We start from the raw sequence: 26,380 nt of genomic DNA, 5'->3' as shown, positions 1-26,380 counted from the left end.
GCTTAGGCGACCTTGCCGCCGAGTTCGTCCTCGATGAAGGCGCGGATGATGCTCTGCATGTCGGTGTCCCGCTTGAAGCCCATGGCCTCGGCCCGCTTGGTCTCCAGCCGGGCCGGCCAGCCATAGACGATCTTCTCGATCGCCGGGTCCTTCTGCCACTTCACCCGGGCCGCGACCTCGGCACCGGCGACCTCCTCCAGCGCGTCGACCATGCCCTTCACCATGGCGGTGAAGCCCGGCAGCGGCACCGTGCGCCACGGCCCGAAGGCGCCGGCATCCAGGTCATGGGCGTGGCGGGTATTGGCGACGATGGTGCGCGGGCTGGCCAGCCACATCTCGGTTTCCGGGGCGACCGGACAGATCGCCTCGTCGCCCTGCAGCGGCTCGCGGATGATCGAACTGGCGAAGGTGGAGGCCGCCTTGTTCGGCTTGCCCGGCCGCACCACCACCGTCGGGTAGCGCAGGCTGCGGCCGTCCACGAAGCCCTTGCGGGAGTAGTCGTTCACCAGCAGCTCGCCGATCGCCTTCTGCACGCCGTAGGAGTTCTGCGGGGTGATCTGCTGGTTGTCGGTCACCAGATCCGGCAGGTCGCCGCCATAGACCGCGCAGGAGCTGGAGAACACCATCTTCGGCTTGTTGCCGTGCCTGCGGGCGAGTTCCAGGATCGTGCGGGTGGCGTCCAGATTGACCGCCATGCCAAGGTCGAAATCCGCCTCCGCCCCGGCGCTGACCACGGCGGCGAGGTGGAACACGCTGTCGGTATCGGCGCGGATCGCGTCGGCCAGCAGGTCCTCGTCGGTGACGTCGCCGACCACCGAGCGCACCCGGCCGTCCTCGGTCAGCTCGTCCGGGGCGGCGACCATATCGGCCAGCACCACCTCCTCGACCCCGAGTTCGTTGTCGTCCAGCAAGGCGCGGGCGAGTTTCTTGCCGAGGAACCCGGCGCCGCCGGTGATCGCGATCTTCATGGTGTCCGTCCCCTGAGGTGTTCTTGTGGCGATTTCGCCCAAGACTAGAGCGGCGGCGCCTGCTGATCCATGGCTAGCTTAAGGGCCTCATTCTCGACCACCGTCTCATCGCTACCGGGCGCGAAGGCACCGACAACCGGGGCGCCGGGCAGGTCCGGAAAGGCGTAGACCGCGGCGACCGTAAAGCCGACGCCGGAATGGCCGTAGACCCGTCCCGCTTCTCTCCAGGCGCCGATCATCAGTCCGAGGCTGTAGTGCGGTTCCATCCAGGGCCGACCCGGCATATCTCCGCCGACGTGATGGACTGTCAGCATCGCCGCCCACAATTCCTCTCCGAGCAATGCCCCGACGCCATGGACGAACCGCACCGCCTCTTCCGCCGGGCCGGTCAGCAGGCCGTGGTAGACCCAGCCCGGATGGTAACCTGTTGGATTGCCCCAAACCGTCGGCTCCAGATCCTCCGGTGTGGTTACGATACCGGTCGCCGCTAGTCCCAGCGGATCGAGCACCAACGACCGTAGCGCCGGGCCAAGCGCCTCGCCCGTCGCCGCCTCGATCATCCGAGAGACGAAGTAATAGCCGATGTTCGAGTAGGCCCATCCCTCCCCCGGCGGAAAGAGAAGCGTATCCGACCGGACCCATTGCAGCATTTTCTCGCTGGACCAGGGCGGATCGCCGCGCGCGACCGCGTCGTGATACTCCGGCCCTCGGTAAGTCGGTACGCCGGCAGTGTGCTGCAGGAGATGGCGCAGGCTGTAGGGGCGGTTCGCCACCGGTTCGTCGAGGGTCAGTCGGCCCAGATCGACCAGGCGCAGCGCGGCCGCCGCGATCACCGACTTGGTCAGGCTCCACCAGATGACCGGACGAGCGTCGCTCGCCGTCTCCAGCCGACCGTTGCGCAGGACGGCCCGGACGAAATGTCCCTCGGTCACCGAGGCAATCAGCGTGTCAGCGCCTTGAACCAGCCGAGCCCTTCGATGGTACCCGCCTTGGGCCGGTACTCGCAGCCGACCCAGCCGTCATAGCCGAGCCGGTCCATGGTCTCGAACAGGTAGGGATAGTTCACCTCGCCGATATTCGGCTCGTGGCGCTCGGGCACGCCGGCGATCTGCACGTGGCGGATGATGTCCAGGTGCTTCTCGAAGGTCTTGGCGGTGTCGCCTTGCATGATCTGGCAGTGATAGAAATCGAACTGCAGCCCGACATTGTCGGCTCCCACCGCCTCGATGATGGTGCGCGCCTGCTCCTGGTAGTTCAGGAAATACCCGGGGATGTCGCGGGTGTTGATCGGCTCGATGATCAGGGTCTTGCCCTTGGCCGCCGCCTTGGGTGCCGCGCGCTTCAGGTTGGTGACCAGCGTGTCGGTGCAGGCCTCCGGCGTCATGCCGTCGGTCATGATCCCGCTCATCACGTGCAGCAGCTCGTTGCCGATCACCTCGGCATAGGACAGGGCCTTGTCGATGGCGGCGTCGAACTCCGCCTCGCGGCCGGGCATCGCCCCCAGCCCGCGCTCGCCCTTGGTCCAGTCGCCCGGCGGCAGGTTGAACAGCGCCTGGGTCAGGCCGGCGGCCTCCAGCTTGGCGCGGATCTCCACCGCCTCGTGCTCGTAGGGGAACAGGAACTCGACGGCGTCGAAACCGGCCATCTGGGCGGCGTCGAAGCGGTCGAGGAAATCCACCTCGTTGAACATCATCGACAGATTGGCGGCGAATTTGACCATGGCGTCCCGATCCCGTGTCCTTATGATTTGCGCCAACGATACGCGGGCGACCGGGCGCGGCCAAGGCCCCGGAGCCGTCCATCACAAAAGCGACGATCGGGAGGACCGAATGGCACCAATCCTGGGCTGCGTGGCCGACGACTTCACCGGCGCGACCGACCTTGCCAACAACCTGGTGCGCGGCGGAATGCGGACGGTGCAGCTCATCGGCGTGCCGGGGCCGGAGACCGAGGTGCCGGACGTGGATGCCATCGTCGTCGCCCTGAAGTCGCGCACCAACCCGGCCGCCGAGGCGGTGGAGATGTCGGTGGCCGCGCTGGACTGGCTGAAGGCGGCCGGCTGCCGGCGCTTCCTGTTCAAATACTGCTCGACCTTCGACAGCACGGACGACGGCAATATCGGGCCCGTGGCCGACGCGCTGCTCGACCGGCTGGGCGCCGATTTCACCATCGCCTGCCCGGCCTTTCCGGAGACCGGGCGGACGATCTTTAAGGGCCATCTGTTCGTCGGCGACCAGCTTCTCTCCGACACCCACATGCGCCACCACCCGCTGACCCCGATGACCGACAGCAACCTGGTGCAGGTGCTGGGCCGTCAGACCGGGCGCAAGGTCGGACTGATCCAGCACCGCGATATCCAGGGCGGCGTGGAGGCGATCCGGGCCAAGGTGGAGAGCCTGCAGGGCGACGGGTACGGCTACGCCATTCTCGATTCGGTGGACGACGCCCAGCTCCACACCGCCGGCGAGGCGCTGGCCGATCTCGACCTGATCACCGGCGGGTCCGGCATCGCCATCGGCCTGCCCGAAGCCTATCGCAAGCGCGGGATGCTGCAGGCTGCCGCCGGGGCCAACGAGGTGCCCGCCGTGGGCGGCAAGGCGGCGGTGATCGCCGGCTCCTGCTCGGCCGCCACCCTGGGCCAGATCGCGGAATGGGAGAAGGCGCACCCATCCCTCAACATCGACCCGATGAAGCTGGCCAATGGCGAGGACGTGGTCGGCGAGGCGCTCGCCTTCGCGCGGAGCAAGATGGCGGACGGCCCGGTGCTGATCTACGCCTCGGCCCCGCCGGAGACGGTGAAGGCGATCCAGGACAAGCTGGGACGCGCGGAGGCCGGCGAACTGGTCGAAGGAGCGATGGCGAAGATCGCCAAGGCGCTGGTGGACGAGGACGGGGTGCGCCGGCTGGTAGTGGCCGGCGGCGAGACCTCCGGAGCCGTCGTTTCGGCCCTGGGCGTGACCGGCCTGCATATCGGCGCGCAGATCGATCCGGGCGTGCCGGGGACGGTGACCCTGGGCACGGCCGAGCCGATCGCACTGGCGCTCAAGTCGGGGAACTTCGGCGCGCCGGACTTCTTCGACAAGGCGCTGAGGGTGATGCCGTAACACCACCTTTTCGCCGTCATCCCGGACGGCCCCGGACGTGATCCGGGGACGGGCCGGGACCGTGTCGGCGTCCCCGGGTCCCGGCCGAGCCCCGGGGCAGGCCCGGGCCTCACCGGGATGACAGTGGTTTTGGATTGATGGGGCGAGGCCTACAGGCTGCTGCCCTTGATCTTGCCACGCTTGATGCCGCGCACTCGTTCGCGGTGGATGATGTAGAGGCCCGACGCGGCGATCAGGCCGGCGCCGACGAAGACGTTCCAGCCGGGCACCGTGCCGAAGACGAAGAAGCCGAATCCCATCGCCCAGATCATCGCCGTGTAGTCGAACGGCGCCACCACCGAGGGCGGAGCCAGTCGGAAGGCCTCGGTCATGAAGATCTGCGCCACCCCGCCGAGCAGGCCGATCGTCATCAGCAGGACGAGGTCGTCGAAGGTCGGCGTCACCCACTGACCCGGTGCGACGAGGACGATCAGGCTGACCACCCCGCTGCCCAGGGTGAAGTAGAACACCGTCGCCGCCGACTTGTCGGTCGCGCCGAGCTTGCGCATGGAGATCATCGCCACGCCGTAGCCCAGAGCCGAGCCGACCGCGAACAGCGCCACCGGATCGAGCGACCCCGACAGCGGTCCCAGCGTGAACACCGCGCCGGCGAACCCGACCGCCACGGCCCCCAGCCGCCATACGCCGACCCGCTCGCCCAGCAGCGGGATCGACAGCAGGGTGCCGAACAGCGGCGCGGTGAAGGAGATCGCCACGTAGTCCGCCATCGGCATCAGCGTCAGGGCGTAGAAGCCGACGAACATCGACACCAGCCCGGAAACCGTCCGCACCAGGTGCCAACCCGGCCGCCGGGTCTTCAGCGCCGCCAGACCGCCCTGCATCGGCAGATAGAACAGCAGCGGGATCAGCGCCGGCCAGCAGCGGAACAGGATGACTTCGGAGGTCGGGTAGCGCCCGTCCAGCAGCTTGATCAGCATGCCCATCACCGAGAACCCGGCGACGGCGACGATCTGCAGGAGGATGCCGCGCACGGCGGCGCCATCCACGGTAACGGGCTGAACAGGCTTGGGAGGCACGGCGTCAGACGGCATTGGCTCGGTCCGGCAAGGCAGCCGCGACCGGGTGACGCGACAACCCGTGCACCATGCGCCCGGTCACGCCTTTGCGAAAGCGCCAATCGCGGGACCGAGCCATGCGATCCGGGCTGGTCTGGAGCGGTGCGGGTGTGGGGGCGAGCCCGCCGGACCGCCCCCTACACCATCGTCAGTCCATCTTCTCCAGCTCGTCGATCATGCCCTCGATCACGGTCAGACCCTTGGACCAGAAGGCGGGGTCGGAGGCGTCGAGGCCGAACGGGGCAAGCAGCTCCTTGTGTCGCATCGTGCCGCCGGCCTTGAGCATGTCGAGATACTTCTCGGCGAAGCCCTGCTCGGCGTCCTGGTAGACCGCGTAGAGCGAGTTCACCAGACAGTCGCCGAAGGCATAGGCGTAGACGTAGAACGGCGAATGGATGAAGTGCGGGATGTAGGACCAGAACACCCGATAACCGTCCTCGAAATTGAACGCCGGGCCCAGGCTCTCGCGCTGCACGTCCATCCAGATGTCGCCGAGCTGGGTCGGGGTCAGCTCGCCCTCGGCGCGGGCGTCGTGCACCCGCTCCTCGAAGGTGTGGAAGGCGATCTGGCGGACCACCGTGTTCAGCATGTCCTCCACCTTGCCGGCCAGCATCACCTTGCGCTGGGCGGGGTCGGTGCGCTGGGCGAGGAGCGAGCGGAAGGTCAGCATCTCGCCGAACACGCTGGCGGTCTCCGCCAGGGTCAGCGGCGTGTCGGACATCAGGTGGCCCTGCGGTCCGGCCAGCACCTGATGCACGCCGTGGCCGAGCTCATGGGCGAGCGTCATCACGTCCCGGGTCTTGCCCTGGTAGTTCAGCAGCAGATAGGGGTGGGCCGCCGGCACCGTGGGATGGGCGAAGGCGCCCGAGGCCTTGCCCGGCCGCGCCGGGGCGTCGATCCACGGGTTGTCGAAGAATTTCTTGCCGACATCGGCCAGGTCCGGAGAGAAGGCCGCATAGGCGTCCAGCACCGTGTCCCGGGCCTTGTCCCAGGAAATCGACGCGTCGTCGTCATTCGGCAGCGGCGCGTTGCGGTCCCAGGTGTCCAGCTTGTCGCGGCCGAACCACTTGGCCTTGATCGCGTAATAACGGTGCGACAGCTTCGGATAGGACGCGCGCACGGCCTCCACCAGGGCGGAGACGACCTCGTCCTCCACCGCGTTGGACAGATTGCGGGCGGAGATCGGGCGCTTGTAGTGGCGCCACTTGTCGTCGATCGCCTTGTCCTTGGCGAGCGTGTTGGTGATCAGCGCGAACAGGCCGACATTCTCGCCCAGCACCTGGGACAGACTCTCGGCCGCCTTCTTGCGGACCTTGCCGTCGCGGTGGCTCAGCTTGTCGAGGATTTCCGAGGTGGTGAGGGTCTCGCCGTCCAGCGGGAAGCGCAGGCGGGCCATGGTCTCGTCGAACAGCCGGGTCCAGGCGGCGCGACCGGCGACGTATTTCTCGTGCAGCATCTGCTCCAGCTCGTCGGAGAGCTGGTGGTCGCGGAACGCCCGCACCTCGCGCAGCCACGGCGCGTAGTGGGCCAGGGCGGGATCCTGGATCTTGGCGGCGAGATCGGCCTCGGCGATGCGGTTGATCTCCAGGGTGAAGAACAGCAGCTCGGTGCTGATCGCGTTCACCTTCTCCTGCATCGACTGATAGAACTTGCCGATCTCCGGATCCGACATGTCGCCGGCGTAGCGCAGATGGGCGTAGGACATGATCCGGCCCAGCACCTCCTCGATCGCCTCGTATTCGGCGATGGCGGCCCCCAGGTCGGCGCCGCTCAGCCCCGCCACCTTGCCTTCCAGCGAGGCGCGGAAGGATTTCGCCTTCTCCGTCGAGCGCTCAAGATCGCCGGCAAGCTCCGGCCCGTCCGGGCTCGGATAGAGATCGGCGAGGTCCCATTGCGGCAACGGGCCGAGTGATGAGGCGTCCGGCATCGGGCATGTCCTTCGGGTGGGTTTCCGAACCATTGGGGTAACGGCGACTTGGCATCGCCGTCCCTTAACGCGATATAGAGGGTCGAACCGGCGGCGCCAACCGTCCGGCCGAACAGGGAGAGGCATTCTCCACCAAGAGCCGTGGCATTTGCCATATAACGGCCGGAAAAGCCGGAAAGAATGCCGCACCGACTGCCGAACGGGGGAAACGCATGGACTACGCCGCCATCACCAACCTGCCGACGATGTTCTACGGTCAGGCCGCATCCCTGGGCAGCAAGCCCTTCCTGTGGGCCAAGATCGACGGACAGTGGACGTCCTGGAGCTATGGCGAGACCCGCGACCAGGTGATCAAGCTGGCCCGCGGACTGCTGAAGATCGGCATCAAGGCCGGCGACCGGGTCGTCGTCGTGTCGGACAACCGGCCCGAATGGGGCGTGGCGGACCTGGCGATCATGTCGATCGGCGCGATCACCGTCCCGGCCTACACCACCAACACCACCGACGACCATCTCTACATTCTCGACCATTCCGGTGCGAAGGCGGCCATCGTCAGCACCTCGCGGCTGGCCCGCCGGGTGATCCCCGCCGCCCACAGTTCCGAGAACTGCGGCATCGTCATCACCATCGAGGAGCCCAAGGACGCCGCCGCCGGCGGGATCGACCTGCACGGCTGGCAGGAGGTGATGGCGCTGGGCGAGGCCGACGGGACCGACATTCCCGCCATCGCCGCCGGTCTCGCCAAGGACGACACCGCCTGCTTCATCTACACCTCGGGGACCGGCGGCCGGCCGAAGGGGGTGATGCTCACCCACCGCTCGATCCTGGCGAACTGCGACGGCGCCTATCACCTGCTGAAGGAATACGAGCTCGGGGACGAGATCTTCCTGTCGCTGCTGCCGCTGTCGCATTCCTACGAGCACACCTGCGGCCTGTTCTTCCCGATCTCCATCGGCGCGCAGATCTACTACTGCGAGGGCCCGGACCAGCTCGCCGCCAACCTGCAGGAAGTGCGGCCGACCATCATGACCGCCGTGCCCCGGCTCTACGAGGTGCTGCACGACCGCATCCTGCGCGGGGTCGAGCGCCAGGGCGGCAAGTCGGCCAAGCTGTTCCACGACGCCGTCCGCCTCGGCCGCAAGCGATACGAGGACCCGTCCAGCCTTTCCCTGTGGGAGCGGATCTACAACTGGATCCTGTCCAAGCTGGTGCGCAAGAAGGTGTCCCAGCGGTTCGGCGGCCGGCTTAAGGCCTTCGTGTCCGGCGGCGGTCCCTTGAACCCCGATATCGGCAAGTTCTTCCTCGCCCTCCACGTCAACCTGCTCCAGGGCTACGGCCAGACCGAGGCCTCGCCGGTGGTCTCCGCCAACCCGCCGGGCCGGATCAAGATCCACACGGTCGGGCCGCCGCTGAAGGGCGTACAGGTGAAGATCGCCGAGGACGGCGAGATCCTGGTCGACGGGCCGCTGCTGATGAAGGGCTACTGGCACGACCCGGACACCACCGCCGCCACCATAAAGGACGGCTGGCTGCATACCGGCGATATCGGCCATATCGACGAGGACGGCTATCTCGTCATCACCGACCGCAAGAAGGATATCATCGTCAATTCCGGCGGCGACAACATCTCGCCGGCCCGGATCGAGGGCAAGCTGACCATGCAGCCGGAGATCCTCCAGGCCATGGTCTACGGCGACAAGCGGCCGTATCTGGTCGGGCTGATCGTGCCGGATGAGAGTTTCGTGGAGGAATGGGCCTCGGCCAACGGCAAGACCGCGAACCTCTCCGTGCTGGCCGAGGACGAGGGCTTCCGCAAGGCGGTGTCCGCCGCCATCGATCGGGTGAACACCGACCTCGCCCAGATCGAGAAGGTGCGGCGCTTCCAGGTGGCGACCGAGCCGTTCACCACCGAGAACGGCATGATGACCCCGACCCTGAAGATCCGCCGGCACAAGATCCGCGAGAACTACTACGAGCGGCTCGACCGGCTGTACGGCAAGGGGTGAGGACCGGCCTCCGTCAGGAGGCTGCCATCAGGTGATTGTCGAAGGCGGCGACCTGGGCGACGGCCGTCCAGGCCACGTCCACGCCGGCCGGCCGGGCGGTCACCTGGCCGATGCGGCCGCCGGTGCCGGTGGAGATCACGAAGCCACCCGCCCCGCGCCCCGTGGCGATGGCGCAGCCGTCGGGCGCCTCCACGGAGCCGAGGAAACGGCCGTCCTGCACCGACCAGAAGGCGAAGAATCCGCCGCGCGGCAGCCCGGCGCCGACGACGGCCCCGGTCGGATCGAAGGCGACGTCGCCGGTATACTGGCGCGAGCGCATCGCCAGGATGTCCGGCAAATCGAGCAGCCGCGGCACCCCGCCCTCGGTCGTCGTCACGGCGACCAGCGGCACGATATCGCTCTCCGGACCCTCATACTGCATCGCGACGGCGACCGTCTCCCGGTGGGTGGCGACGTGGCGCATGCTCAGCTTGTGCAGCTCTGCGGGCAGGACCAGGACCCGCTCGGCCTCGGTGCCGCCGGGCGCCACCCGGGCCAGGGTCGGCTCCATGGTCGGCAGGTTCAGCTTGATCCGGCCGCTGTCCGGATGGGTAAGGATGCCGCCATTGGCGACCCAGAGCGACCCGTCATCGGCGGCGCGGCGGACCTCGTGCGGGCCGATTCCGGCACTGTCGACCTCGCCGACCCGGGCATAGCCGGCGGTCGCGTCCCACACCCCCAGCACGCCGCGGTCCTCGTCGAAGGCGTTCTCCGTCGTGTAGAGCAGGCGGCCGTCGGCGGAGTAAGCGGCATGGCCGTAATAGTGGCGGGTATCCGGCAGATCGAGCTCGGCCCGGACGGCGCCGGTCTCGGCGGCGACCACATAGCCGAAACGCCCCGGGCGCCGGGCGATCACCGCGACATCGTCGCCGCCCGGACGTGGGACCACCCCGTGGCCTCGGTCGGGCAAAGGCTCCACGAAGCTGGCCCGCCCGTCGGCGTCGAGGCCGACGATGGCGAAACCGCCGGCCGCCAGCTTGGCGGTGGTGACGACCGCCGGCCGGGACGCGGCGAGGGCCGGCAAGGCGCTCAGCGCCGGCAGGCTGGCCAGGGCGGCAAGCACCTGGCGGCGGGACGGCACGGCGTCGCGCATGTCAGTCCCCATCGAGGGCGTTGAATCCGCCGGCGATGCCGAGCGCCGGACCCACCTTCTGGATGATCAGCGCCTTCAGCGCCGAGACCTGGGTCACGAGTTCCTCCAGGACGGGTCGCAGCGCCGGATCGACGACGGCCTCGCGCAACGGTCTGTCGATCTTATCGGCGGTGTCCCGGGTAACGCGGAAGGCCTTGGTCATCAGGTCGGCCAGGTCGGTCTCGCCGCTGTCGCGCAGGGCGGCGTCGAGACCGCGCGGCGCCTCGCCCTCTTCAGCACCGCCGTGATAGAAATCGGCGACGGTGGCGAGGTCGGCCCGGATCAGATCCATGGAGAGCCCGCTGCGCCATGCCTCGGCCCGCTCCGGCCGCACGATCCCGCTCTCCTCGCCCAGCGGCCGCTTGAGCCGCAGGCGCAGGATCCCTTCCAGCGACGCGACCGCCCCGGTCATCAGCGCGGTCAGGGATTCCGAATAGCTGAAATAGACCCCCGCGCCACCGCCGGGCGAGACCAGCGCCTTGCGGAACGGGCTGTCCCCTTCGGTCCATTCGATCAGGATCTCGGCCGCCATGCCATGCAGGTTCGCGGCGATCGGTCTGGCGATGAAGCAGTCGTTGGCGCCCTCGCCCTCATAGATCAGGCGCTCGAGTGCGGGAAAGCCCTGCACCCCGACGACGGCGGCGGCGATCTCCGGCTCTCCACCGGCGACGCGCAGGTCGTTCAGCGCCCGTTCGATCCGGTTGCGGCCGTCCGGCCAGAACTCGATGCGGAACTGCCGGTCGAAATAGGTGACCGGCCCCTTCACCACATGCCGTGCCCCGGCCCAGGCGATCCAGGCCTCGGCGAAGACCGCCTTGACCGTTTCGGTCGCCAGCGCGTCCTGCGCACAGGCGGCATCCACCGCCTGGGACAAAGCGGCGGTCTTGGACTCGAAAGCGCGGTAGGCCGGGATCACGTTCCCGTCGACCAGATCCTCCACCAGCACCGCCGACACGTCGGCGCGCGCGCCGGTGGAGGACATGAGGCAGACGGCGGCGAACAGGACGGCGAGGACCCGCATAGCGGCCTCCTAGAGCGAGTTGATGTAGGCGATCAGGGCGTCCCGGTCCGCGGCATCGAGGCCGACGACGTGATCGCGGGCCGCCCGCGCCTCGCCACCATGCCACAGGATGGCCTCCAACAGCGACCGGGCGCGGCCGTCATGCAGGAAATTGGTGTGGCCGTTGACGGTCTCGGTCAACCCGATGCCCCAGAGCGGCGGCGTGCGCCACTCCGACGCCTCGGCATCGCCTTCCGGCAGCCCGTCGGCGAGATCCGGTCCCATGTCATGCAGCAGCATGTCGGTGAAGGCGAAGATCGTGTGTCCGGCCAGCGCCGGGTCCTCGGCATCCGCCGCCGTGGTCAGGCTCGGACGGTGGCAGCTCGCGCAGCCCGCCTCGGCGAACACCGCTTCGCCGCGGGAGACGGCGGGATCGGTCAGGTTGCGCCGCGCCGGCACGGCGAGGTGCCGGGAGTAGAAGACCACCAGCTTCAGCATGGTCTCGCTGACTTCCAGTCCGGTCGCCTCGCTGCCGCCCCCCGGCGCCTCGCGGCAGAGCTTCTGTCCCTCGGTGCAGTCGCCATGGGCGAAGGGGAAGGCGGTGGTAGCCAGGCCCATGTCGCCCAGGAAGGCCGCCTGGGCCTGCATCCGCAGCGTCGGCTGGGAGGCCTTCCAGCCGAACCGGCCGAGCATCGCCTCGCCGGTCTCGGCGTTGGTGACCTCCGCCGCCCGGCCCGAGATTCCGTCGCCATTGGCGTCGTCGGGATCGGCATAGGCGGCGATCTGATCCGCCGGGACCGCTTCCAGCAGACCGAGCCCGATCATCGGCGGCGCGATGCGCACGGAGGTCCGGGTCTCCGGGTCCATGGGGCCGTAGCCCAGGTCCACGACGGTCCAGTCCGGCCGGCGCAGGGAGACCTCGGTCCCGTCAGCCATCGCCACCAGCTCCTCGGTCCAGGTGACGTGGGGCCGGCCCTCGATCGGAATACCGGCGACGGCGAAATCCTGAAGTTGGCCGCCATAGACCGGATCCGGCCGGGTGTCCCGCGGCGAGATCGGAATACCCAGGCGGATCAGCATGGAGACGGCGTTGTCGTCGGGGAAATTGGCGGCGGGCGGATGGCCGCGCCCATCCTTCAGATGGCAGCGCTGGCAGGCGCGCGCGTTGTAGAGGGGCCCAAGCCCGTCGGAGGATTTGGTCGATGCCGGGGAGCTGACCCACAGCTTCTTGAAGATGCCGTTGCCGACCTTGAAGTCGAGCTCCTTCTCGAAGGGCAGGGTCGCCGAGGAGTGGGAGAAGGCGTTCCCGTCGGCGGCATTCAGCGAGGTCGCATCGCCAGCCGGCAGACTACCCGCGGGATCGGCCGCCGTCTCGCAGACCGCTGCGAACCCCATCGAAACGGCGAACCCTGCGAGAAGAAACGCGGTGAACGCGCGCGTCACCTGAATGCGTCGCATGACCTTAAATTACCTGTCGGGTTTCGGCGAAAAGGGGCGGCCCGTTGCCGGACCGCCCAAGTTGCCATGCTTCGACTAGAGAGTGATCGCGTCAATCCCGGTCACTGAAAAACAGCGGCGGGATTGTCCAAACTGTCAGACCCCTCGATCGAGAGATTTTCCAGCCCGAGCGCCGCGACCGCGCGCTCGATCTCACGTGTCTGCACCAGCAGGGCGGTGATGGCGGCATCGACCCGGGCGTTGCCCGCCTCGTTGCCTTCGCCGATCTGCTGATCGTAGGCCTCGCCCGCCTCGGCGGCGTCGGCCATCTTGCCCATCTTCGCCATGGTGTCGTTCAGGGCACCGGTGATGGCCTTGTCCAGGTCGGCATCGGTCGCGGCCACGAGGTCGGAGACGCTCGCGCCCTCCACCACACTGCCGTCGACCCGCTCGTAGCGGCCCTCGTAGACGTTCTTCACACCCTGGGCGTCGTAGTAATGGGACCAGTGGGTGTTGTCGGAGAAGCAGTCATGCTCTTCCTCCGGATCGTGCAGCAGCAGGCCGAGCTTCATGCGCTCACCGGCCAACTCACCGTAGGACAGGCTGCCCATGCCGGTCAGGATCATGGCCAGACCGCCCTTGTCGCCGGCCTCCATGAGCTGCGTCCGGGCGGCACCGCCCTCGTCCCAATTGGCGACCATCTCCTCCAGATCGGCGATCAGGAGATCGGTGGCGACCTCGAGATAGGCCGCACGGCGGTCGCAGTTGCCGTTGGTGCAGTTCTTGGTGTCAAAATCGGTATAGGGGCGGTTGCCGGCACCCGGACCGGTGCCGTTCAGATCCTGGCCCCAGAGCAGGAATTCGATGGCGTGATAGCCGGTGGTGACATTCGCCTCGACCGCGTCGAGCTCATGCAGCTCCTGGATCACGGCCGTGGTGATCTTCGGCGTCTCCAGGGTGCGGCCGCCCAGCTTCAGGGTCGGATTGGCGACGATATTGGCGGTGTAGTACGGGTTGTCGTCGCTCGACTTGCCGTACTTGCCGCTGTCGACATAGTCGATCAGCCCCTCGTCCAGCGGCCAGGCGTTCACCTTGCCTTCCCACTCGTCGACGATCGGGTTGCCGAAGCGGAAGGCCTCGGTCTGCTGATAGGGCACGCGGGCGGCCCTCCAGGCCGACTTCGCGTCGTTCAGCGTCTTCTCCGAGGGCAACGCGATCAGCGCATCGACGGCGGTTTCCAGACGCTTCGCGGTGATCAGCGAGTCCTCGTATCCGGCATGGGCGATGTCGGCATAGGTCTTCAGCACGGCCTCCGCCGACGGAGCCGCCGCCTGAGCCGAAACCGGCGCCACACCGAGGGCCAGCAGGCCCGCCAACATCATACGTCTCATCGAATCTTCCCCTCTGTCGGTCACGCCGCGCGCGGATCGCCCGCCGACGCGTTGTGTCGGATCGACATCCGTCGCCGTTCCGCTAGACTTGTTATTGCAAGCCATTCGCATTTGCAACAGCAAACTGAGAATCATTCGCAGTATGTCGGCTGTGTGACGATCCGCACCCGGGGGAGGTGGATAGGTCCGATTTTCGGTCCTTCTGCGGTCCGAATACGCGGATATCCGATATTTTTAGATTGTGATGTTATATCATAACATTTATAGAGCCAGAGACACTGACCTAAACTGGGTTTAGTATTGCCCCTGCATGTCATTTGCAAAAATGTCTGTAACCCTGCGATCGCATCGCGTCGCACCTGACCTGACCCTCTGGAGGGGGGGACCCATGAACCAACCATTTGGATTGGTACGGTGGCGGCCGGCCGGCCTCGCCGCTTCCCTGTTCGCCACCTTCGCCATCGCGCCGTCTGCGGGCGCGGCGGAAAAGCTCTCCGTCGGTATCGGCGGTGAGTACACGCAGTATTTCGGTTAAGTGGACAATGACACGAATACCGGCGACTTCACCGGCTTCGATGTGAAGACCGACGGCACGCTCGTGTTCGGCGGCGAGCTTATCCTCGACAACGGCCTCGCGGTCGGCATGGAAGTCGGGTTGGACGCGATGTCCTCGGGCTCCGACCAGATCGACGGCTCGATGCTGTATCTGGAAAGCTCGGCCGGCCGGCTCGAAGTCGGTCAGACCGACAGCGTCGCGGCGATCATGCATTACGCCGCTCCGGATGTCGGCTTCGGCATCAACGACAGCGACATCTCCGACTGGGTGGTCAACCTGACCGGCGCGGATGCGGATTCCGCCTTCCAGTCCACCTACCTGTATCTCGGCGAAGACCAGGCGTCGAAGATCAACTACTACACGCCCCGCTTCTCCGGCTTCCAGTTCGGTTTCTCCTACATTCCGGAGTTCGAGCGTGACAGCAACATCCAGCCGTCGGGCGACATCTACCGCGACGGCTTCTCGCTGGGCGCGAACTTCGTTCAGGAGTTCGGCGATGTCGAGGTGGCGCTGGCCGCGGGATACCTGTTCGCCGACAAGCCGGACGGCGTGGGTGCCGCCGGCGACGACGCTCAGGGGTACAGCTTCGGCGCCAACCTTACCTATGCCGGGTTCACCGTCGGCGGATCCTACGCCAACACCCAGGGCAACCCGGGCGGCGGCACCGACACGGCGACCTCGTTCGACGGCGACGGCTTCGACATCGGCGTCGCCTATGCCTTCGGCGACGCCTCGGTCTCCCTGTCCTATTACCAGGGTTCGGTGGAGGACAGCGTCGCCACCGCCGGCGACAGCGACCACAACACGGTCATGCTGTCCGGCGCCTACGACCTCGGCCCGGGCGTGACCGCCCTCGGCTCGATCTTCCGCACCGAGTTCGAGTCCGACAGCGGCGCCGACAACGAGGGCTGGGCCGTCGTCACCGGCATCACCCTGTCCTTCTAAGATCCTTCGGGGCCTAAGATCCTTCGAGGCGGCCGGTCGCAATCGGCCGCCTCTTTTCCGCGCGTCAGATCAGGGCGCGGACCTCCCTGGCGCGGGCCCGCGCCCCGGCCATCAGGAACGCCATGTCGTTTCCGGCCAGCACCATCCGCACGCCCATCGACACATAGCGCTGCATGATCGCCGGATCGTAGACCCCGCCCATGCCCGCGAACTTGCCGTGGGTCCGGCAGGCGTCGAGCATGGTCTCGTAGGCCTTGATCACGTCGGGATGTTCCGGCTGGCCCGGGATGCCCATCTCCATGGTCAGATCGCTGGTGCCGATCAGCAGGGCGTCGACTCCCGGCACGGCGGCGATCTCGTGGGCGTTGGCGATGGCGGTCGGGGTCTCCAGCATCACCACCAGCAGGGTCTCGCGGTTCACCACCTCGGCGGTCTCCGCCACCGGATGGCCCTCGAAGTCGAGCTGCGGCAGCGCGCCGGTCACCGAGCGGTGGCCGAGCGGCGGATAGCGCATGTTCGACACCATCTGCGCCGCCGTCTCCGCGTCGTCCACATGGGGGACAACGATGCCCTGGGCGCCGCCGTCCAGCACCCGGGTCGCATGGAAATGCTGGAAGCCGGGGACGCGGACGATCGGGGTGATGCCGGCATCCTGGGAGGTGACGCAGATCTGCACCGCGGTGTCCACGTCCATGGAGTTGTGCTCCATGTCGATGAACAGCCAGTCGAAGCCGGCGGTCTTCATCGCCTTGCCGATATCGACCGTGCGCGCCTGGCGCAGGCCGACGCCGAGCGACAGCTCCCCGGCGCGCAGTTTGTCCAGGGCGTGGTTCTTCAACTCGATCATGGCCGTTTCCTTCCGTGAGCGCCCGGGTCGGGCGCTCACCGAAAGGTCAGGAGGCGGCCGCCAGGGCTTGGGCCAGATCCTCGGTCAGGTCGTCGGGGTGTTCAAGACCGACAGACAGCCGGATCGCCCCCTCGGTGATGCCGCAGTCAAGCTTCTCCTCCAGCGGAACCTTGGCATGGGTCGTCGTGAACGGATGACAGGCCAGCGACTTGGCGTCGCCCAGGTTGTTCGACAGGTCGATGACCTTCAGGCTGTCCAGCACGGTGAAGGCCGCCTGCTTGCCGCCGGCGACCTCGAACGCCACCAGACTCCCGAAGCCGCGCATCTGCCGCTTGGCGAGGTCGTGCTGGGGATGGTCGGCACGGCCGGGATAGCGGACCCGCACGATCTTTTCCTGAGCGGCCAGCCAGTCGGCGACCTTGGCCGCCGTCGCGCTCATCCGCTCCACACGGAGTTCCAGCGTCTCCAGGGACTTGGCCATGACCCAAGCGTTGAACGGGCTCATGGACGGGCCGGTGTTGCGGTAGAACGGGATGAAATGCTCGTTCATCCAGGCGGCCGAGCCGAGCACCGCGCCGCCCAGGCAGCGGCCATGGCCGTCGATATGCTTGGTCGCCGAATAGACCACCACGTCGGCGCCCAGTTCCAGCGGGCTCTGGAACAGCGGGGTGGCGAAGACGTTGTCGACGATCACCTTGGCGCCGACCGCATGGGCCATCTCCGACACCGCGGCGATATCCACCAGGTCGAGCATCGGGTTGGACGGGCTCTCCAGCAGGACCGCGTTGGTCGGCTTCGACAGGGCCGCCTTCCAGGCCTCCAGATCGGTGCCCTTCACGAACTGGGTCTCGATCCCCCATTTCGGCAAGATCTTGGAGACGATGTGGTGGCAGGCGCCGAACAGTTCGCGGGCGGCGACGACCCGGTCGCCCGCCTTGAGCTGGCAGGCCAGCGCCGAGAAGATCGCCGCCATACCGGTCGCGGTCGCCCGGCACATCTCGGCCCCCTCCAGGGCAGCCAGACGGTCCTCGAAGGTGGTGACCGTCGGGTTGCCGTAGCGCGAGTACATATAGACGTCGTTCTCGCCCTTGAATGCGGCCTCGGCCTCGGCGGCCGAATTGAAGACGAAGCCGGAATTCAGATAGAGCGCTTCGGCGGTCTCATTGTTCGGGCTACGGGCGAGGCCGGTGCGGACCAGCTTGGTCGACCGGCGCCAACCATCGGAGTCGGAAATCACGCGGACGTCTCCTTGGGCAGGGGCGGCAGGTAGTCCGGCAGCACGACCGCCTGGGAGACGATCACGCCCTCGGGGCCATGGGTGATCCCGGGCGAGCCGTAGAGGACATAGCCCTCCTTCAACGCATCGCCGACGCGCACGCAGAACGCGGCGTCGTCGGGACCGGTGAGCAGGCGGTAGATCTTGCGCTCGGCCACGGTATCCCCCTCAGCCCTGCTGCCAGGGCAGGCCGGCGGCGCGCCAGCCCGACACGGTGTTCCGGTGGCCGGCCTCGTCCTTCGGGCCCTCGAAGCCGTCGGAGATGTTGCGGCAGTCGGAATATCCGGCCTCGGTCAGGGCGACGGCGGCACTCTTGGAACGCTGACCGGAGCGGCACATCACCAGAACCGGCACGTCCTTCTTCAGGATCGAGCGTCCGACCGCCGCGACGAAACCGCCGTTCGGCGCCATACCCGGGAAGGTCTGCCAGGCGATCAGCACCGGCTCCCGGCCGAGACTGCTCAGGTCGGGGCGCCCGACGAAGGTCCACTCCGCGTCGGTGCGCACGTCCAGCAGCACCGCGTCCACGTTGTTTCTCAGAATTTCCATCGCTTCGGCGCTGGTTACATCGCCGGCATAGCCGTCGGCTGTCATTGTCCGGTCCTCCCGTGACTGTCGCGTGCCGTTGGGGGCCATTCCCATAGCCCCTGGGGTCTCGCACGACAACGTTTCTCGACGGCCCCACCCGTATTCGGCGTCTTGCCGTCCGGTTCGCGCAGCCCCTACGCTTCGACCAGCATAAAGCACACCGACCGGTCGCCAAGCCGCTTCGCCAGGAAGCAGAACGATAAGACCGGCGGAGCCCCAGGGAGGCTGCCGTGACTGTTCGCATCACGAAGTCCATCGACCGCCGCGATCTGCCGCGTCCGACGACGGACCTGGATCGGGCCCGTGCCGATATCGACCGTTTCGGATACTGCCTGCTGCAGGATGCCGTGCCCGAGCCGCTGCTCGGCCAGGTGCGCGCCCGCACCCAGGCCCAGGCGGATGCCGAGAAGCAGCTCGATCATGCTTTCGAGGATGGCGGTGCCGACCAGCAATGGGGCGCCTTCCGAGACGCCGACGGCCGGATCCGCGCCGACGCCTTCAAGGCCCGCAACGGCGGGGTGAACCAGCGGGTCTGGATGCTGGCCAACAAGGGCCGTGTCTATCACGACGTGCTGGAGCGCGAGCCGGTGCTCGACCTGGTCGGCCATATCCTGGGCGACGCCTTCCAGCTCTCCGCCTACAACGCCAATATCGCCCGGCCGGGCAGCGTGCCGATGAACCTGCACACCGACCAGTGGTGGGCCCCGGTGCCGCACCGGCCGGACCGCCGCCCGCTGCCGATCGGCTCGACCAACCGCACCACCTTCGACCGGGATCCCGACCTCGCCCCGAACGACGTGCCGGCGATGATCGCGCCGGCCGCCTGTGCCCAGGTGATCGTCATGCTGAACGACTTCACCGAGACCAATGGCGGCACCCGGCTGGTGCCCGGCAGCCATCTCTGGGGCCGGCATCCGGACCCCGCTCTCGACGGCGACGTGGAGACAATCGCCGCGGAGGGGCCGGCCGGTACCGCGGTGATCGCCGACGGCCGCATCTGGCACGGTACCGGCGCCAATACCGGCAATACCGACCGCTGGGGCCTGCTGGTCACCTTCTGCGGTCCGCAGTTCCGGCCGCAGGAGAACTACACCGTGGGGCTGAGCGACGCGATGTACGACGCAGCCTCCGACCGGGTCCGCGCCCTGCTCGGCTTCGGGGTGTGGTGGGCCTATGGCCGCACCGGCGATCCGACGGTGGAACAGATCTCGCGCCGACCGGCCCTGGGGGAGCTCGGCTGACATGGATGCTGCCGTCTACCGCACGCCGGAACGCGCCGCCCTGCGCTGGGTCGAGGACTTCAACGCGGCACTGGCCGCCGGCACCGCCGAGGCGGTGGCGGACATGTTCGAGAGCGACAGCCACTGGCGCGACACGCTCGCCCTGACCTGGACGCTGAAGACCACCAGCGGCTGCGACCGCATCGCGGGCGACATCGCCCGGCTGGCGGCCGAGAAGGGTGTGCGCGAGGTGGCGCTCGACCCGGCACGCTGCCCGCCCCGCACAGTGCGCCGGGCCGGGGCGGAGGTGGTGGAGGCGTTCCTCGCCTTCGAGACCGATATCGGACGCGGGGCAGGGCTGCTGCGGATGGCGGTCGGCTCGCAGAAGGCCTGGACCCTGCTGACCACCCTTGAGTCGATCCGCGGCCACGAGGAAGAGACCCTGCGCGCCGGCCGCGACGAGCCGGCGGTATCGCGCGCCTTCCACGGCCCAAACTGGGCCGACAAGCGCCGGGAGAGTGCCGCCTACACCGACCGCGACCCGGCAGTACTGATCGTCGGCGGCGGCCATGGCGGCATCACCGCAGCGGCACGCCTGGGCCAGCTAGGCATCGACACGCTGATCGTCGACAGGATGGCCCGGATCGGCGACAACTGGCGCCTGCGCTATCACGGGCTGAAGCTGCACAACACGCTGCACAGCAACCACCTGCCCTATCTGCCGTTCCCGGAGACCTTCCCGTCCTACATTCCCAAGGACCTGATCGCCAACTGGCTCGAGTTCTATGTCGACGCCCTGGCGATCAATTTCTGGACCCGTACCAGCTTCGACGGCGCAGACTGGGACGAGGCGGCGCAATGCTGGACCGCCCGGCTGACCCTGGCCGACGGCAGCACCCGTCAGATGCGGCCGCGCCACATCGTCATGGCGACCAGCGTCAGCGGCACCCCGCACATTCCCGAGATCCCGACCCTGGAGACCTTCCAGGGAAAGGTCGTGCATTCCAGCCAGTTCGGCGACGGGGCGGAATGGCGCGACCGGCCGGTCATGGTCTTCGGCACCGGCACCAGCGCCCACGACATCGCCCAGGACCTTCAGGGCAACGGCGCGCAGGTCACGATGGTCCAGCGCAGCCCCACCCTCGTGGTCAACATCGAGCCGAGCGCCCAGCTCTATGACGGCGTCTTCCTCGGCCCCGGCCCGTCGCGCGACGACCGCGACCTGACGGTTCTCTCGATCCCGCTCGCCCTGATGAAAGTGGCGCATAAAGAAATCACCGACCGCGTCCGGGCGATCGACAAGCCGCTGCTCGACGGGCTGGAGAAGGCCGGCTTCCGGCTCGATTTCGGCGAGGACGGCACCGGCTGGCCACTGAAGTACCGCACGCGAGGCGGCGGGTATTACTTCAATGTCGGCTGCTCCGAGCTGATCGCTGCGGGGAAAATCGACCTGATCCAGTATGCCGATATCGACCGCTTCACCGCCGGCGGCGTGGCGATGAGGTCAGGCGACGAGCGGTCGGCGGAGCTGGTGGTGCTGGCGACCGGCTACAAGAACCAAGACCATCTGGTGCGCCTGCTGTTCGGCGAGGCGGTGGCCGAGCGGGCGGGGCCGGTGTGGAACTTCAACCCGGACACCCAGGAGCTGCGCAACATGTGGATGGCCACCGGCCAGCCGGGGCTGTGGTTCACCGGCGGGGCGTTCTCCCAGTGCCGGGTGTATTCCAAGTACCTGGCCCTGCAGATCCAGGCGCGGGAGTTGGGGTTGGTGGCTTAGGTCCCACCCCACCACCAACTGCGTCATCCCGGATCGTCCCCGGGCCAGATCCGGGGCGAGGCCGGGACCGTAACTCAGACGTTTGATTGGGCTCGGTCCCGGGCAGCCCCCGGATCAATCCCGGATTAAATCCGGGACGGGGCCTCCCGGGATGACGGCTGAGAAAAGGCTGGCGGGCTACTTCCCCCAGCGCATCGCGATCAGGTCCAGATCTTTCGCCATGGTCAGCAGCGCGTCCCGGGTCGGCGCGGGCAGCGGCTCCAGCGGGTGGCGGACCGCGTCGGACTTGATCACCCCGCCGGCCTGCATCACCGTCTTGCAGGCCCGCAGCCCGCACTGGCGGTTCTCGAAATTGATCAGCGGCAGCATGCGGTTGTACTGCGCCTCGGCCTTGGCGCGGTCGCCGGCCAGGAAGTCCATGACGATCGGCCGGATCTGCTCGCAGGCGAGGCCGCTGGTCATGGTGCCGGTCGCCCCGGCGTCGAGATCGGCCATCAGGGTGATGCCCTCCTCGCCGTCGAACGGCCCGTCGATATGCTCGCCCGCCGCCTCGATCAGCGCCCGCAGCTTGCCCGCCGTGCCCGGCATTTCGATTTTGAAGTAGCTGACGTTGGCCAGCTCCTTCGCGATCCGCGCCAGCAGCGGTACCGACAGGTTGGTCCCGCTCAGCGGCGCGTCCTGGATCATGATCGGGATGTCGATCGCTTCCGACAGGGCGGCGAAATGCTCGAACACGCCCTGGTCGCCGGCCTTCAGCAGCGCGCCGTGATAGGGCGGCATCATCATCACCATGGCCGCGCCCTGCTCCTGCGCCCGCTTGCAGCGCGCAACGGCGACCTGGGTGGAGAAATGGCTGCAGGTGGCGATCACCGGCACCCGGCCCGCCACATGCTCCATGCACAGGGTCTGCAGGGTCTCGCGCTCGGCATCGGAGAGTAGGAACTGCTCGGAATAGTTCGCCAGGATGCACAGCCCGTCGACGCCCTGGTCGATCATGCAGTCGAGCACCCGCTTCTGGCCCTCCAGGTCGAGCGACCCGTCCTCATGGAACGGTGTGGGGACGATGGGGAAGATACCGGTATAGGGCGTGCTCTGGGCGCGATGATCCTGGGCCATGGGGGCTCTCGTTGGTTGGTTCGTATCGGCGCCAGCCTAGCGGCCGCCGCGTCAGGACGCGAGCATCCACACGCCGCCGGCGACCATGAAAATGCCCGCTCCCTGGGCGATCCGATGCCCGCCCGGTACCGCCTTCTCCAGCAGGACGAGGATCGCGAGTGCTGCTATCCACAGCAGGTTCATCACCCCGAAGACGAACAGCAGCGCCATCGCCACCCAGCAGCAGCCCAGGCAGTACAGCCCGTGCTCCACGCCCATGCTCAGGGCACCCGCCGCCCCGTCGCGCCAGCGGTTCAGCACGAAATCGAAGGGCGAGCGGCAGTGGCGCAGGCAGGCGTGCTTGAGCGGCGTAAACTGGTAGATCCCGGCGGCGATCAGCAGCAGCCCGCCGAAGACCGGGCTGGTGGACATCATCATCGGCGACAGCAGGGCCGCCTGCTCCAGTGCCCACTGGGCGGCCACCGCCGCGACGCTGAAACCGCCCCAGGCGATCAGGTAGCCGCCGACGAAGACGGCCGTCGCCACATGGGGCTGGCCCCGGTCGCGCCGCCGCCGGCCGATGGTGGCGAATGTCAGGATCATCGGCATGGCGCTGGGCAACATCATGCCGGCCATCATCACCACCCACATGATCAGCATCATGGCGCCATAGGCCGGGGTCCAGACCGCCGGCCCCATCGCCATCGGCATGGTCATGCCGTTCGCCGTCCCGCCCGGCATCTCTCCGGCCATATCCCCCGACATGTCCCCGGCCATCCAGACCAGATAGGCCCAGCTCAGCGCGGTCAGGCCGAGAATGGCGGACACGACCAGCCGCCGGTCGCGGGCGACGGCGGCCTCCAGGGCGAGCGATCCGGCCATGAACGGTCAGTTGCTCCAGGCGAAGGGCGCGAAATGGCCGTTATTGCCCATGCCGGACATGTCCAGCTTCAGGTCGAACCCGTCCAGGTGCAGCTCGCGGGTCCGGGCCAGGGCCAGGCGGGAATTCGCCGGGTGGGAGACGTTGTCGATGGAGATGACCTCGCCGCTGCCGGTGCGCGAGGCCACGCCGCTGATGGCGAAGGAGAACAGGCCGGCATCGGTCGCCCGGTCCAGACCGTCCATCTCGAAGGAGATCGGCGCAAAGGCGATGCCGCGGAAATCGCCCACCAGATTGTCGTGGATCATCGCCGGACGGCCGCCGGCCCGGCCGGACAGGATCTCGGTCAGGGCGGCCCTTTGAGCGTCGTCGGCGTCCTCGTCGGCGATGCAGGCGAAGATCCAGTCGCCGTCGGCCATCACCTTGTTGGAATGGATCACCAGCGCGAATTTCAGCCCGACGAGCGAGACGTCGCCGTAGCTCCCCTTGTCGATGCGGTAGACCATCAGGGCGATGCAGTGATCGTGCGTCACCTCGCCCTGCGGATTGGTGTAGATGCAGGGGCAGAGATAGTCGCAGTTGCAGCTCTCCATATACTCGCCGCTCACGGACCAGGACGTCATCTCCGCCTCCCTCGGCTCACTTCAGTGGGCATAGTCCGGCTGCTCGGCGTCGACCCAGCGCTTGAACCCCTCCCAATGGGCGAGGTTCTGGCCCTTGCGCGCCAAGTTGCCCATCTCGGCGCAGATATCCTCAGGGATCAGCGCCATTTCGCCGCCGCCGGCCGTCGCCAGGAGCTGGTACATGCAGGCGCGTTCGAGCTGATAGACGTCGAGATAGGCCTTGGCGATGCTGTCGGTGGCGATCAGGGCGCCGTGGTTGCGCAGCATCAGCAGGCGCTTGTCGCCCAGGGCTTCCGCCATGCGCTCGCCCTCGTCCTCGCCGGACAGGACGCCGTCATAGACCTCGTAATAGACCACATCGTCGTGGAACCGCGCCGCCTGCTGGCTGGAGCGCGGCTCGAAGCGCATGTCGCTGCGGATCGACATGGCGGTGATGTAGGGCGAGTGGACGTGGATCACGCATTTCGCATCCGGCCGCGCCTTGTGGACCGGGTAGTGGATGATCCAGCCGGCCCGGATCGGCGCCGGGCCGCCGCCGAGCAGTTCGCCCTTGCTGTTCATCAGCGCGAGGTTGCTGGCGGTCACCTGGGACCAGTGCATATGGCCGGGCGAGATCAGGAAGGCGTCGGGATCGTCCGGCGAGATCAGGCTGATATGGTTCCACACTCCCTCGTTCAGCCCGTGCAGGACGGCGAGGCGGTGGGCGGCGGCCACGTCGCGGCGGGCATCCAATTCGGCGCTGTTCATCTTCATGACCGATCTCCCTGGTTGCCCGGGTAGTGTAGGAGCGCAGCGGCGGCGGCGGAAGCCACGGCCTTGCGTCCGTCGCGATACGGGCCAAGTATCGGGCGTTACCGATCCCAAGGAGCATGTCATGGCCGAAGCGGCCTCCCAGGACGCGACCGGGGGTGCGAGCCTGTTCCCCTTCGACAATACCTATGCCCGCCTGCCGGAGCGGTTCTTCACCAAGCTCGACCCGACACCGGTCCAGGCACCCAACCTGCTGCTGCTGAACGAGGAACTGGCCCGCGAGCTCGGTCTCGACCCGGCTTTCCTGCGCAGCGCGGAAGGGGCACAGGTACTCGGCGGCAACCGGATCCCGGAGGGTGCGGAGCCGCTGGCCATGGCCTATGCCGGCCACCAGTTCGGCGGCTGGGTGCCGCAGCTCGGCGACGGGCGGGCGGTCCTGCTGGGCGAGGTGGTCGACCGAAACGGGGTGCGCCGCGACATCCAGCTCAAGGGCTCCGGTCCGACCCCCTACTCCCGCATGGGCGACGGCCGCGCGGCACTCGGCCCGGTGCTGCGCGAGTACATCGTCAGCGAGGCGATGGCCGCCTTCGGCATCCCCACCACCCGCTCCCTCGCGGTGGTGACCACCGGCGAGGCGGTATTCCGCGAGCGCGCCCTGCCCGGCGGCATCCTGACCCGCATCGCCCGCAGCCACATCCGCGTGGGCACCTTCCAGTTCTTCGCCGCCCGCCGCGACACCGAGGCGCTGCGGCTGCTGGCCGACCATGTGATCGACCGCCACTATCCCGACCTGCGCCAGGCTGGAAACCCGTACAGCGCCCTGCTCGACGCGGTGGCGGGCCGGCAGGCCGAGCTGATCGCCGCCTGGATGTCGGTCGGCTTCATCCACGGGGTGATGAACACCGACAACATGTCGGTGGCCGGCGACACGATCGACTACGGCCCTTGCGCCTTCATGGACACCTATCATCCGGGCACGGTGTACAGCTCGATCGACCATGGCGGCCGTTACGCCTACGGCAACCAGCCGGGCATCGCCCACTGGAACCTCGCCTGCCTCGCCCAATGCCTGCTGCCGCTGATCGACGAGAGCGAGGAGAAGGCCCTGGAGGCCGCCCAGGAGATCATCAACACCTTCCCCGATCGCTTCCGCGCCGCCCACACGAGGCGTTTCGCCGCCAAGCTGGGGCTGGGGACGGTGCGCGACGGCGATGCGGATCTGATCGACGGGCTGCTGAAGGCGATGGAGGAGGGCAAGGCGGATTTCACGCTGACGTTCCGCGGACTGTCGGATCTGTCGGGCGAGGGGACCGCGGACGGCGCGGTGCGGGGGCTGTTCGAGGAGCCGGCGGCGTTCGACGCCTGGGCGCCGGCATGGCGGGCGCGTCTTGCCGAGGCAGGGCGGGACGATACGGCGCGGCAGGCGGCGATGCGGGCCATCAACCCGGTCTACATCCCGCGCAACCACCAGGTCGAAGCCGCCCTGAACGCGGCGGTGGAGAACAACGACCTGGAGCCGCTGCACGACCTGCGCGCGGTGCTGCAGACCCCGTTCGAGGCGCAGGCAGGCCAGGAGCGTTACGAGCTCCCGCCGCGGCCGGAGGAAGAGGTCAAGGCGACGTTCTGCGGGACGTGAGAAAAGACTCTCCGCCCATACATTTCCAAACACTCCCCGGACTTGTTCCGGGGCAAGCCCCACCGGCG

Annotated in this window: 24 protein-coding genes; 7 read left to right on the top strand and 17 right to left on the bottom strand. The window is 67.8% G+C overall.

Annotated features, from left to right (window positions below; genetic code table 11):
* Positions 1 to 2: 2 nt before the first annotated feature.
* From denD to otnI, 3 genes are read right to left on the bottom strand one after another with little or no spacing between them, the layout of a single operon-like run.
* Complete coding sequence (denD, locus tag T8K17_RS07970; RefSeq protein WP_322333965.1) at positions 3 to 968, bottom strand: D-erythronate dehydrogenase; 966 nt, start codon at positions 966 to 968, stop codon at positions 3 to 5.
* Between the two features lie 44 nt (positions 969 to 1,012).
* On the bottom strand, positions 1,013 to 1,900 hold the full coding sequence (locus T8K17_RS07965; RefSeq protein WP_322333964.1) for a serine hydrolase domain-containing protein: 888 nt from the start codon (positions 1,898 to 1,900) through the stop codon (positions 1,013 to 1,015).
* Between the two features lie 8 nt (positions 1,901 to 1,908).
* Positions 1,909 to 2,688 (bottom strand): 2-oxo-tetronate isomerase, encoded by a 780-nt coding sequence (gene otnI / locus T8K17_RS07960; RefSeq protein ID WP_322333963.1) that lies wholly within the window; start codon positions 2,686 to 2,688, stop codon positions 1,909 to 1,911.
* Positions 2,689 to 2,797: 109 nt separating this feature from the next.
* Between otnI and otnK the strand changes: the two genes are divergently transcribed.
* Entirely contained in the window at positions 2,798 to 4,072 is a 1,275-nt protein-coding gene (otnK, locus tag T8K17_RS07955) for a 3-oxo-tetronate kinase (protein WP_322333962.1), read from the top strand.
* A 149-nt stretch (positions 4,073 to 4,221) separates the two neighbouring features.
* Here otnK and T8K17_RS07950 read toward each other — a convergent pair whose 3' ends face one another.
* Positions 4,222 to 5,103 carry a DMT family transporter gene (locus T8K17_RS07950; protein ID WP_322333961.1) on the bottom strand — a complete coding sequence of 294 codons (882 nt, stop codon included), beginning with the start codon at positions 5,101 to 5,103 and terminating at the stop codon, positions 4,222 to 4,224.
* A gap of 232 nt (positions 5,104 to 5,335) precedes the next feature.
* Positions 5,336 to 7,114: a M3 family oligoendopeptidase gene (locus T8K17_RS07945; RefSeq protein ID WP_322333960.1), complete on the bottom strand. Its 1,779-nt coding sequence runs from the start codon at positions 7,112 to 7,114 to the stop codon at positions 5,336 to 5,338.
* 212 nt (positions 7,115 to 7,326) lie between these two features.
* Between T8K17_RS07945 and T8K17_RS07940 the strand changes: the two genes are divergently transcribed.
* The gene (locus tag T8K17_RS07940) at positions 7,327 to 9,120 is read left to right on the top strand and encodes a long-chain fatty acid--CoA ligase (RefSeq protein ID WP_322333959.1); all 1,794 of its coding nucleotides are present in this window, start codon (positions 7,327 to 7,329) and stop codon (positions 9,118 to 9,120) included.
* Positions 9,121 to 9,133: 13 nt separating this feature from the next.
* On the opposite strand, the gene T8K17_RS07935 is transcribed toward T8K17_RS07940, so the two are convergent.
* From T8K17_RS07935 to T8K17_RS07920, 4 genes are all read right to left on the bottom strand, one after another.
* Positions 9,134 to 10,252, bottom strand: coding sequence for a DUF1513 domain-containing protein (locus T8K17_RS07935; protein WP_322333958.1), 1,119 nt, complete (start codon positions 10,250 to 10,252; stop codon positions 9,134 to 9,136).
* A gap of 1 nt (position 10,253) precedes the next feature.
* Positions 10,254 to 11,312: an imelysin family protein gene (locus T8K17_RS07930; RefSeq protein ID WP_322333957.1), complete on the bottom strand. Its 1,059-nt coding sequence runs from the start codon at positions 11,310 to 11,312 to the stop codon at positions 10,254 to 10,256.
* A gap of 9 nt (positions 11,313 to 11,321) precedes the next feature.
* Positions 11,322 to 12,749, bottom strand: coding sequence for a di-heme oxidoredictase family protein (locus T8K17_RS07925; protein WP_322333956.1), 1,428 nt, complete (start codon positions 12,747 to 12,749; stop codon positions 11,322 to 11,324).
* A 101-nt stretch (positions 12,750 to 12,850) separates the two neighbouring features.
* The gene (locus tag T8K17_RS07920; RefSeq protein ID WP_322333955.1) at positions 12,851 to 14,119 is read right to left on the bottom strand and encodes an imelysin family protein; all 1,269 of its coding nucleotides are present in this window, start codon (positions 14,117 to 14,119) and stop codon (positions 12,851 to 12,853) included.
* 388 nt (positions 14,120 to 14,507) lie between these two features.
* On the opposite strand from T8K17_RS07920, the gene T8K17_RS07915 reads away from it, so the two are divergent.
* Both T8K17_RS07915 and T8K17_RS07910 read left to right on the top strand, forming a co-directional pair.
* Complete coding sequence (locus T8K17_RS07915) at positions 14,508 to 14,654, top strand: hypothetical protein (RefSeq protein WP_322333954.1); 147 nt, start codon at positions 14,508 to 14,510, stop codon at positions 14,652 to 14,654.
* The gene (locus tag T8K17_RS07910; protein ID WP_322333953.1) at positions 14,655 to 15,620 is read left to right on the top strand and encodes a porin; all 966 of its coding nucleotides are present in this window, start codon (positions 14,655 to 14,657) and stop codon (positions 15,618 to 15,620) included. It begins immediately after the preceding gene.
* Between the two features lie 64 nt (positions 15,621 to 15,684).
* Here the strand turns inward: T8K17_RS07910 and T8K17_RS07905 are convergent, their stop codons facing one another.
* From T8K17_RS07905 to T8K17_RS07890, 4 genes are read right to left on the bottom strand one after another with little or no spacing between them, the layout of a single operon-like run.
* Complete coding sequence (locus T8K17_RS07905) at positions 15,685 to 16,467, bottom strand: HpcH/HpaI aldolase family protein (protein WP_322333952.1); 783 nt, start codon at positions 16,465 to 16,467, stop codon at positions 15,685 to 15,687.
* A 46-nt stretch (positions 16,468 to 16,513) separates the two neighbouring features.
* Entirely contained in the window at positions 16,514 to 17,701 is a 1,188-nt protein-coding gene (metZ, locus tag T8K17_RS07900; protein WP_416153195.1) for an O-succinylhomoserine sulfhydrylase, read from the bottom strand.
* Positions 17,701 to 17,901: a DUF1737 domain-containing protein gene (locus T8K17_RS07895; RefSeq protein ID WP_322333950.1), complete on the bottom strand. Its 201-nt coding sequence runs from the start codon at positions 17,899 to 17,901 to the stop codon at positions 17,701 to 17,703. The genes metZ and T8K17_RS07895 overlap by 1 nt, the downstream gene beginning before the upstream one ends.
* Before the next feature lie 10 nt (positions 17,902 to 17,911).
* Complete coding sequence (locus T8K17_RS07890) at positions 17,912 to 18,337, bottom strand: rhodanese-like domain-containing protein (protein WP_322333949.1); 426 nt, start codon at positions 18,335 to 18,337, stop codon at positions 17,912 to 17,914.
* 224 nt (positions 18,338 to 18,561) lie between these two features.
* On the opposite strand from T8K17_RS07890, the gene T8K17_RS07885 reads away from it, so the two are divergent.
* Together T8K17_RS07885 and T8K17_RS07880 are read left to right on the top strand one after the other, a co-directional pair.
* Entirely contained in the window at positions 18,562 to 19,572 is a 1,011-nt protein-coding gene (locus T8K17_RS07885; protein ID WP_322333948.1) for a phytanoyl-CoA dioxygenase family protein, read from the top strand.
* A gap of 1 nt (position 19,573) precedes the next feature.
* Entirely contained in the window at positions 19,574 to 21,328 is a 1,755-nt protein-coding gene (locus T8K17_RS07880; protein ID WP_322333947.1) for an NAD(P)/FAD-dependent oxidoreductase, read from the top strand.
* Between the two features lie 177 nt (positions 21,329 to 21,505).
* Here the strand turns inward: T8K17_RS07880 and T8K17_RS07875 are convergent, their stop codons facing one another.
* From T8K17_RS07875 to T8K17_RS07860, 4 genes are read right to left on the bottom strand one after another with little or no spacing between them, the layout of a single operon-like run.
* A complete protein-coding gene (locus tag T8K17_RS07875) occupies positions 21,506 to 22,444 on the bottom strand; it encodes a dihydrodipicolinate synthase family protein (RefSeq protein ID WP_322333946.1) in 939 nt (312 codons plus the stop codon).
* Positions 22,445 to 22,495: 51 nt separating this feature from the next.
* Positions 22,496 to 23,305, bottom strand: coding sequence for a DUF2182 domain-containing protein (locus T8K17_RS07870; protein ID WP_322333945.1), 810 nt, complete (start codon positions 23,303 to 23,305; stop codon positions 22,496 to 22,498).
* Positions 23,306 to 23,311: 6 nt separating this feature from the next.
* The gene (locus tag T8K17_RS07865) at positions 23,312 to 23,926 is read right to left on the bottom strand and encodes a DUF1326 domain-containing protein (protein ID WP_322333944.1); all 615 of its coding nucleotides are present in this window, start codon (positions 23,924 to 23,926) and stop codon (positions 23,312 to 23,314) included.
* A 21-nt stretch (positions 23,927 to 23,947) separates the two neighbouring features.
* Positions 23,948 to 24,679 (bottom strand): class II aldolase/adducin family protein, encoded by a 732-nt coding sequence (locus tag T8K17_RS07860; protein ID WP_322333943.1) that lies wholly within the window; start codon positions 24,677 to 24,679, stop codon positions 23,948 to 23,950.
* A 121-nt stretch (positions 24,680 to 24,800) separates the two neighbouring features.
* On the opposite strand from T8K17_RS07860, the gene T8K17_RS07855 reads away from it, so the two are divergent.
* The gene (locus tag T8K17_RS07855) at positions 24,801 to 26,312 is read left to right on the top strand and encodes a protein adenylyltransferase SelO (RefSeq protein ID WP_322333942.1); all 1,512 of its coding nucleotides are present in this window, start codon (positions 24,801 to 24,803) and stop codon (positions 26,310 to 26,312) included.
* Positions 26,313 to 26,380: the final 68 nt, after the last annotated feature.

This window comes from Thalassobaculum sp. OXR-137, from assembly GCF_034377285.1.
Taxonomy (GTDB): Bacteria; Pseudomonadota; Alphaproteobacteria; order Thalassobaculales; family Thalassobaculaceae; genus Thalassobaculum.
This window is presented reverse-complemented; position numbering and strand designations above follow the sequence as displayed.

Coding starts and splice junctions, on each gene's coding strand:
- otnK (WP_322333962.1), top strand. CDS start 2,798: ATGGCACCAATCCTGGGCTGCGTGGCCGACGACTTCACCGGCGCGACC.
- T8K17_RS07880 (WP_322333947.1), top strand. CDS start 19,574: ATGGATGCTGCCGTCTACCGCACGCCGGAACGCGCCGCCCTGCGCTGG.
- T8K17_RS07915 (WP_322333954.1), top strand. CDS start 14,508: ATGAACCAACCATTTGGATTGGTACGGTGGCGGCCGGCCGGCCTCGCC.
- T8K17_RS07860 (WP_322333943.1), bottom strand. CDS start 24,679: ATGAAGATGAACAGCGCCGAATTGGATGCCCGCCGCGACGTGGCCGCC.
- T8K17_RS07855 (WP_322333942.1), top strand. CDS start 24,801: ATGGCCGAAGCGGCCTCCCAGGACGCGACCGGGGGTGCGAGCCTGTTC.
- T8K17_RS07935 (WP_322333958.1), bottom strand. CDS start 10,252: ATGCGCGACGCCGTGCCGTCCCGCCGCCAGGTGCTTGCCGCCCTGGCC.
- T8K17_RS07890 (WP_322333949.1), bottom strand. CDS start 18,337: ATGACAGCCGACGGCTATGCCGGCGATGTAACCAGCGCCGAAGCGATG.
- denD (WP_322333965.1), bottom strand. CDS start 968: ATGAAGATCGCGATCACCGGCGGCGCCGGGTTCCTCGGCAAGAAACTC.
- otnI (WP_322333963.1), bottom strand. CDS start 2,688: ATGGTCAAATTCGCCGCCAATCTGTCGATGATGTTCAACGAGGTGGAT.
- T8K17_RS07930 (WP_322333957.1), bottom strand. CDS start 11,312: ATGCGGGTCCTCGCCGTCCTGTTCGCCGCCGTCTGCCTCATGTCCTCC.
- T8K17_RS07945 (WP_322333960.1), bottom strand. CDS start 7,114: ATGCCGGACGCCTCATCACTCGGCCCGTTGCCGCAATGGGACCTCGCC.
- T8K17_RS07865 (WP_322333944.1), bottom strand. CDS start 23,926: ATGACGTCCTGGTCCGTGAGCGGCGAGTATATGGAGAGCTGCAACTGC.
- T8K17_RS07870 (WP_322333945.1), bottom strand. CDS start 23,305: ATGGCCGGATCGCTCGCCCTGGAGGCCGCCGTCGCCCGCGACCGGCGG.
- T8K17_RS07925 (WP_322333956.1), bottom strand. CDS start 12,749: ATGCGACGCATTCAGGTGACGCGCGCGTTCACCGCGTTTCTTCTCGCA.
- T8K17_RS07875 (WP_322333946.1), bottom strand. CDS start 22,444: ATGGCCCAGGATCATCGCGCCCAGAGCACGCCCTATACCGGTATCTTC.
- T8K17_RS07905 (WP_322333952.1), bottom strand. CDS start 16,467: ATGATCGAGTTGAAGAACCACGCCCTGGACAAACTGCGCGCCGGGGAG.
- T8K17_RS07920 (WP_322333955.1), bottom strand. CDS start 14,119: ATGAGACGTATGATGTTGGCGGGCCTGCTGGCCCTCGGTGTGGCGCCG.
- T8K17_RS07940 (WP_322333959.1), top strand. CDS start 7,327: ATGGACTACGCCGCCATCACCAACCTGCCGACGATGTTCTACGGTCAG.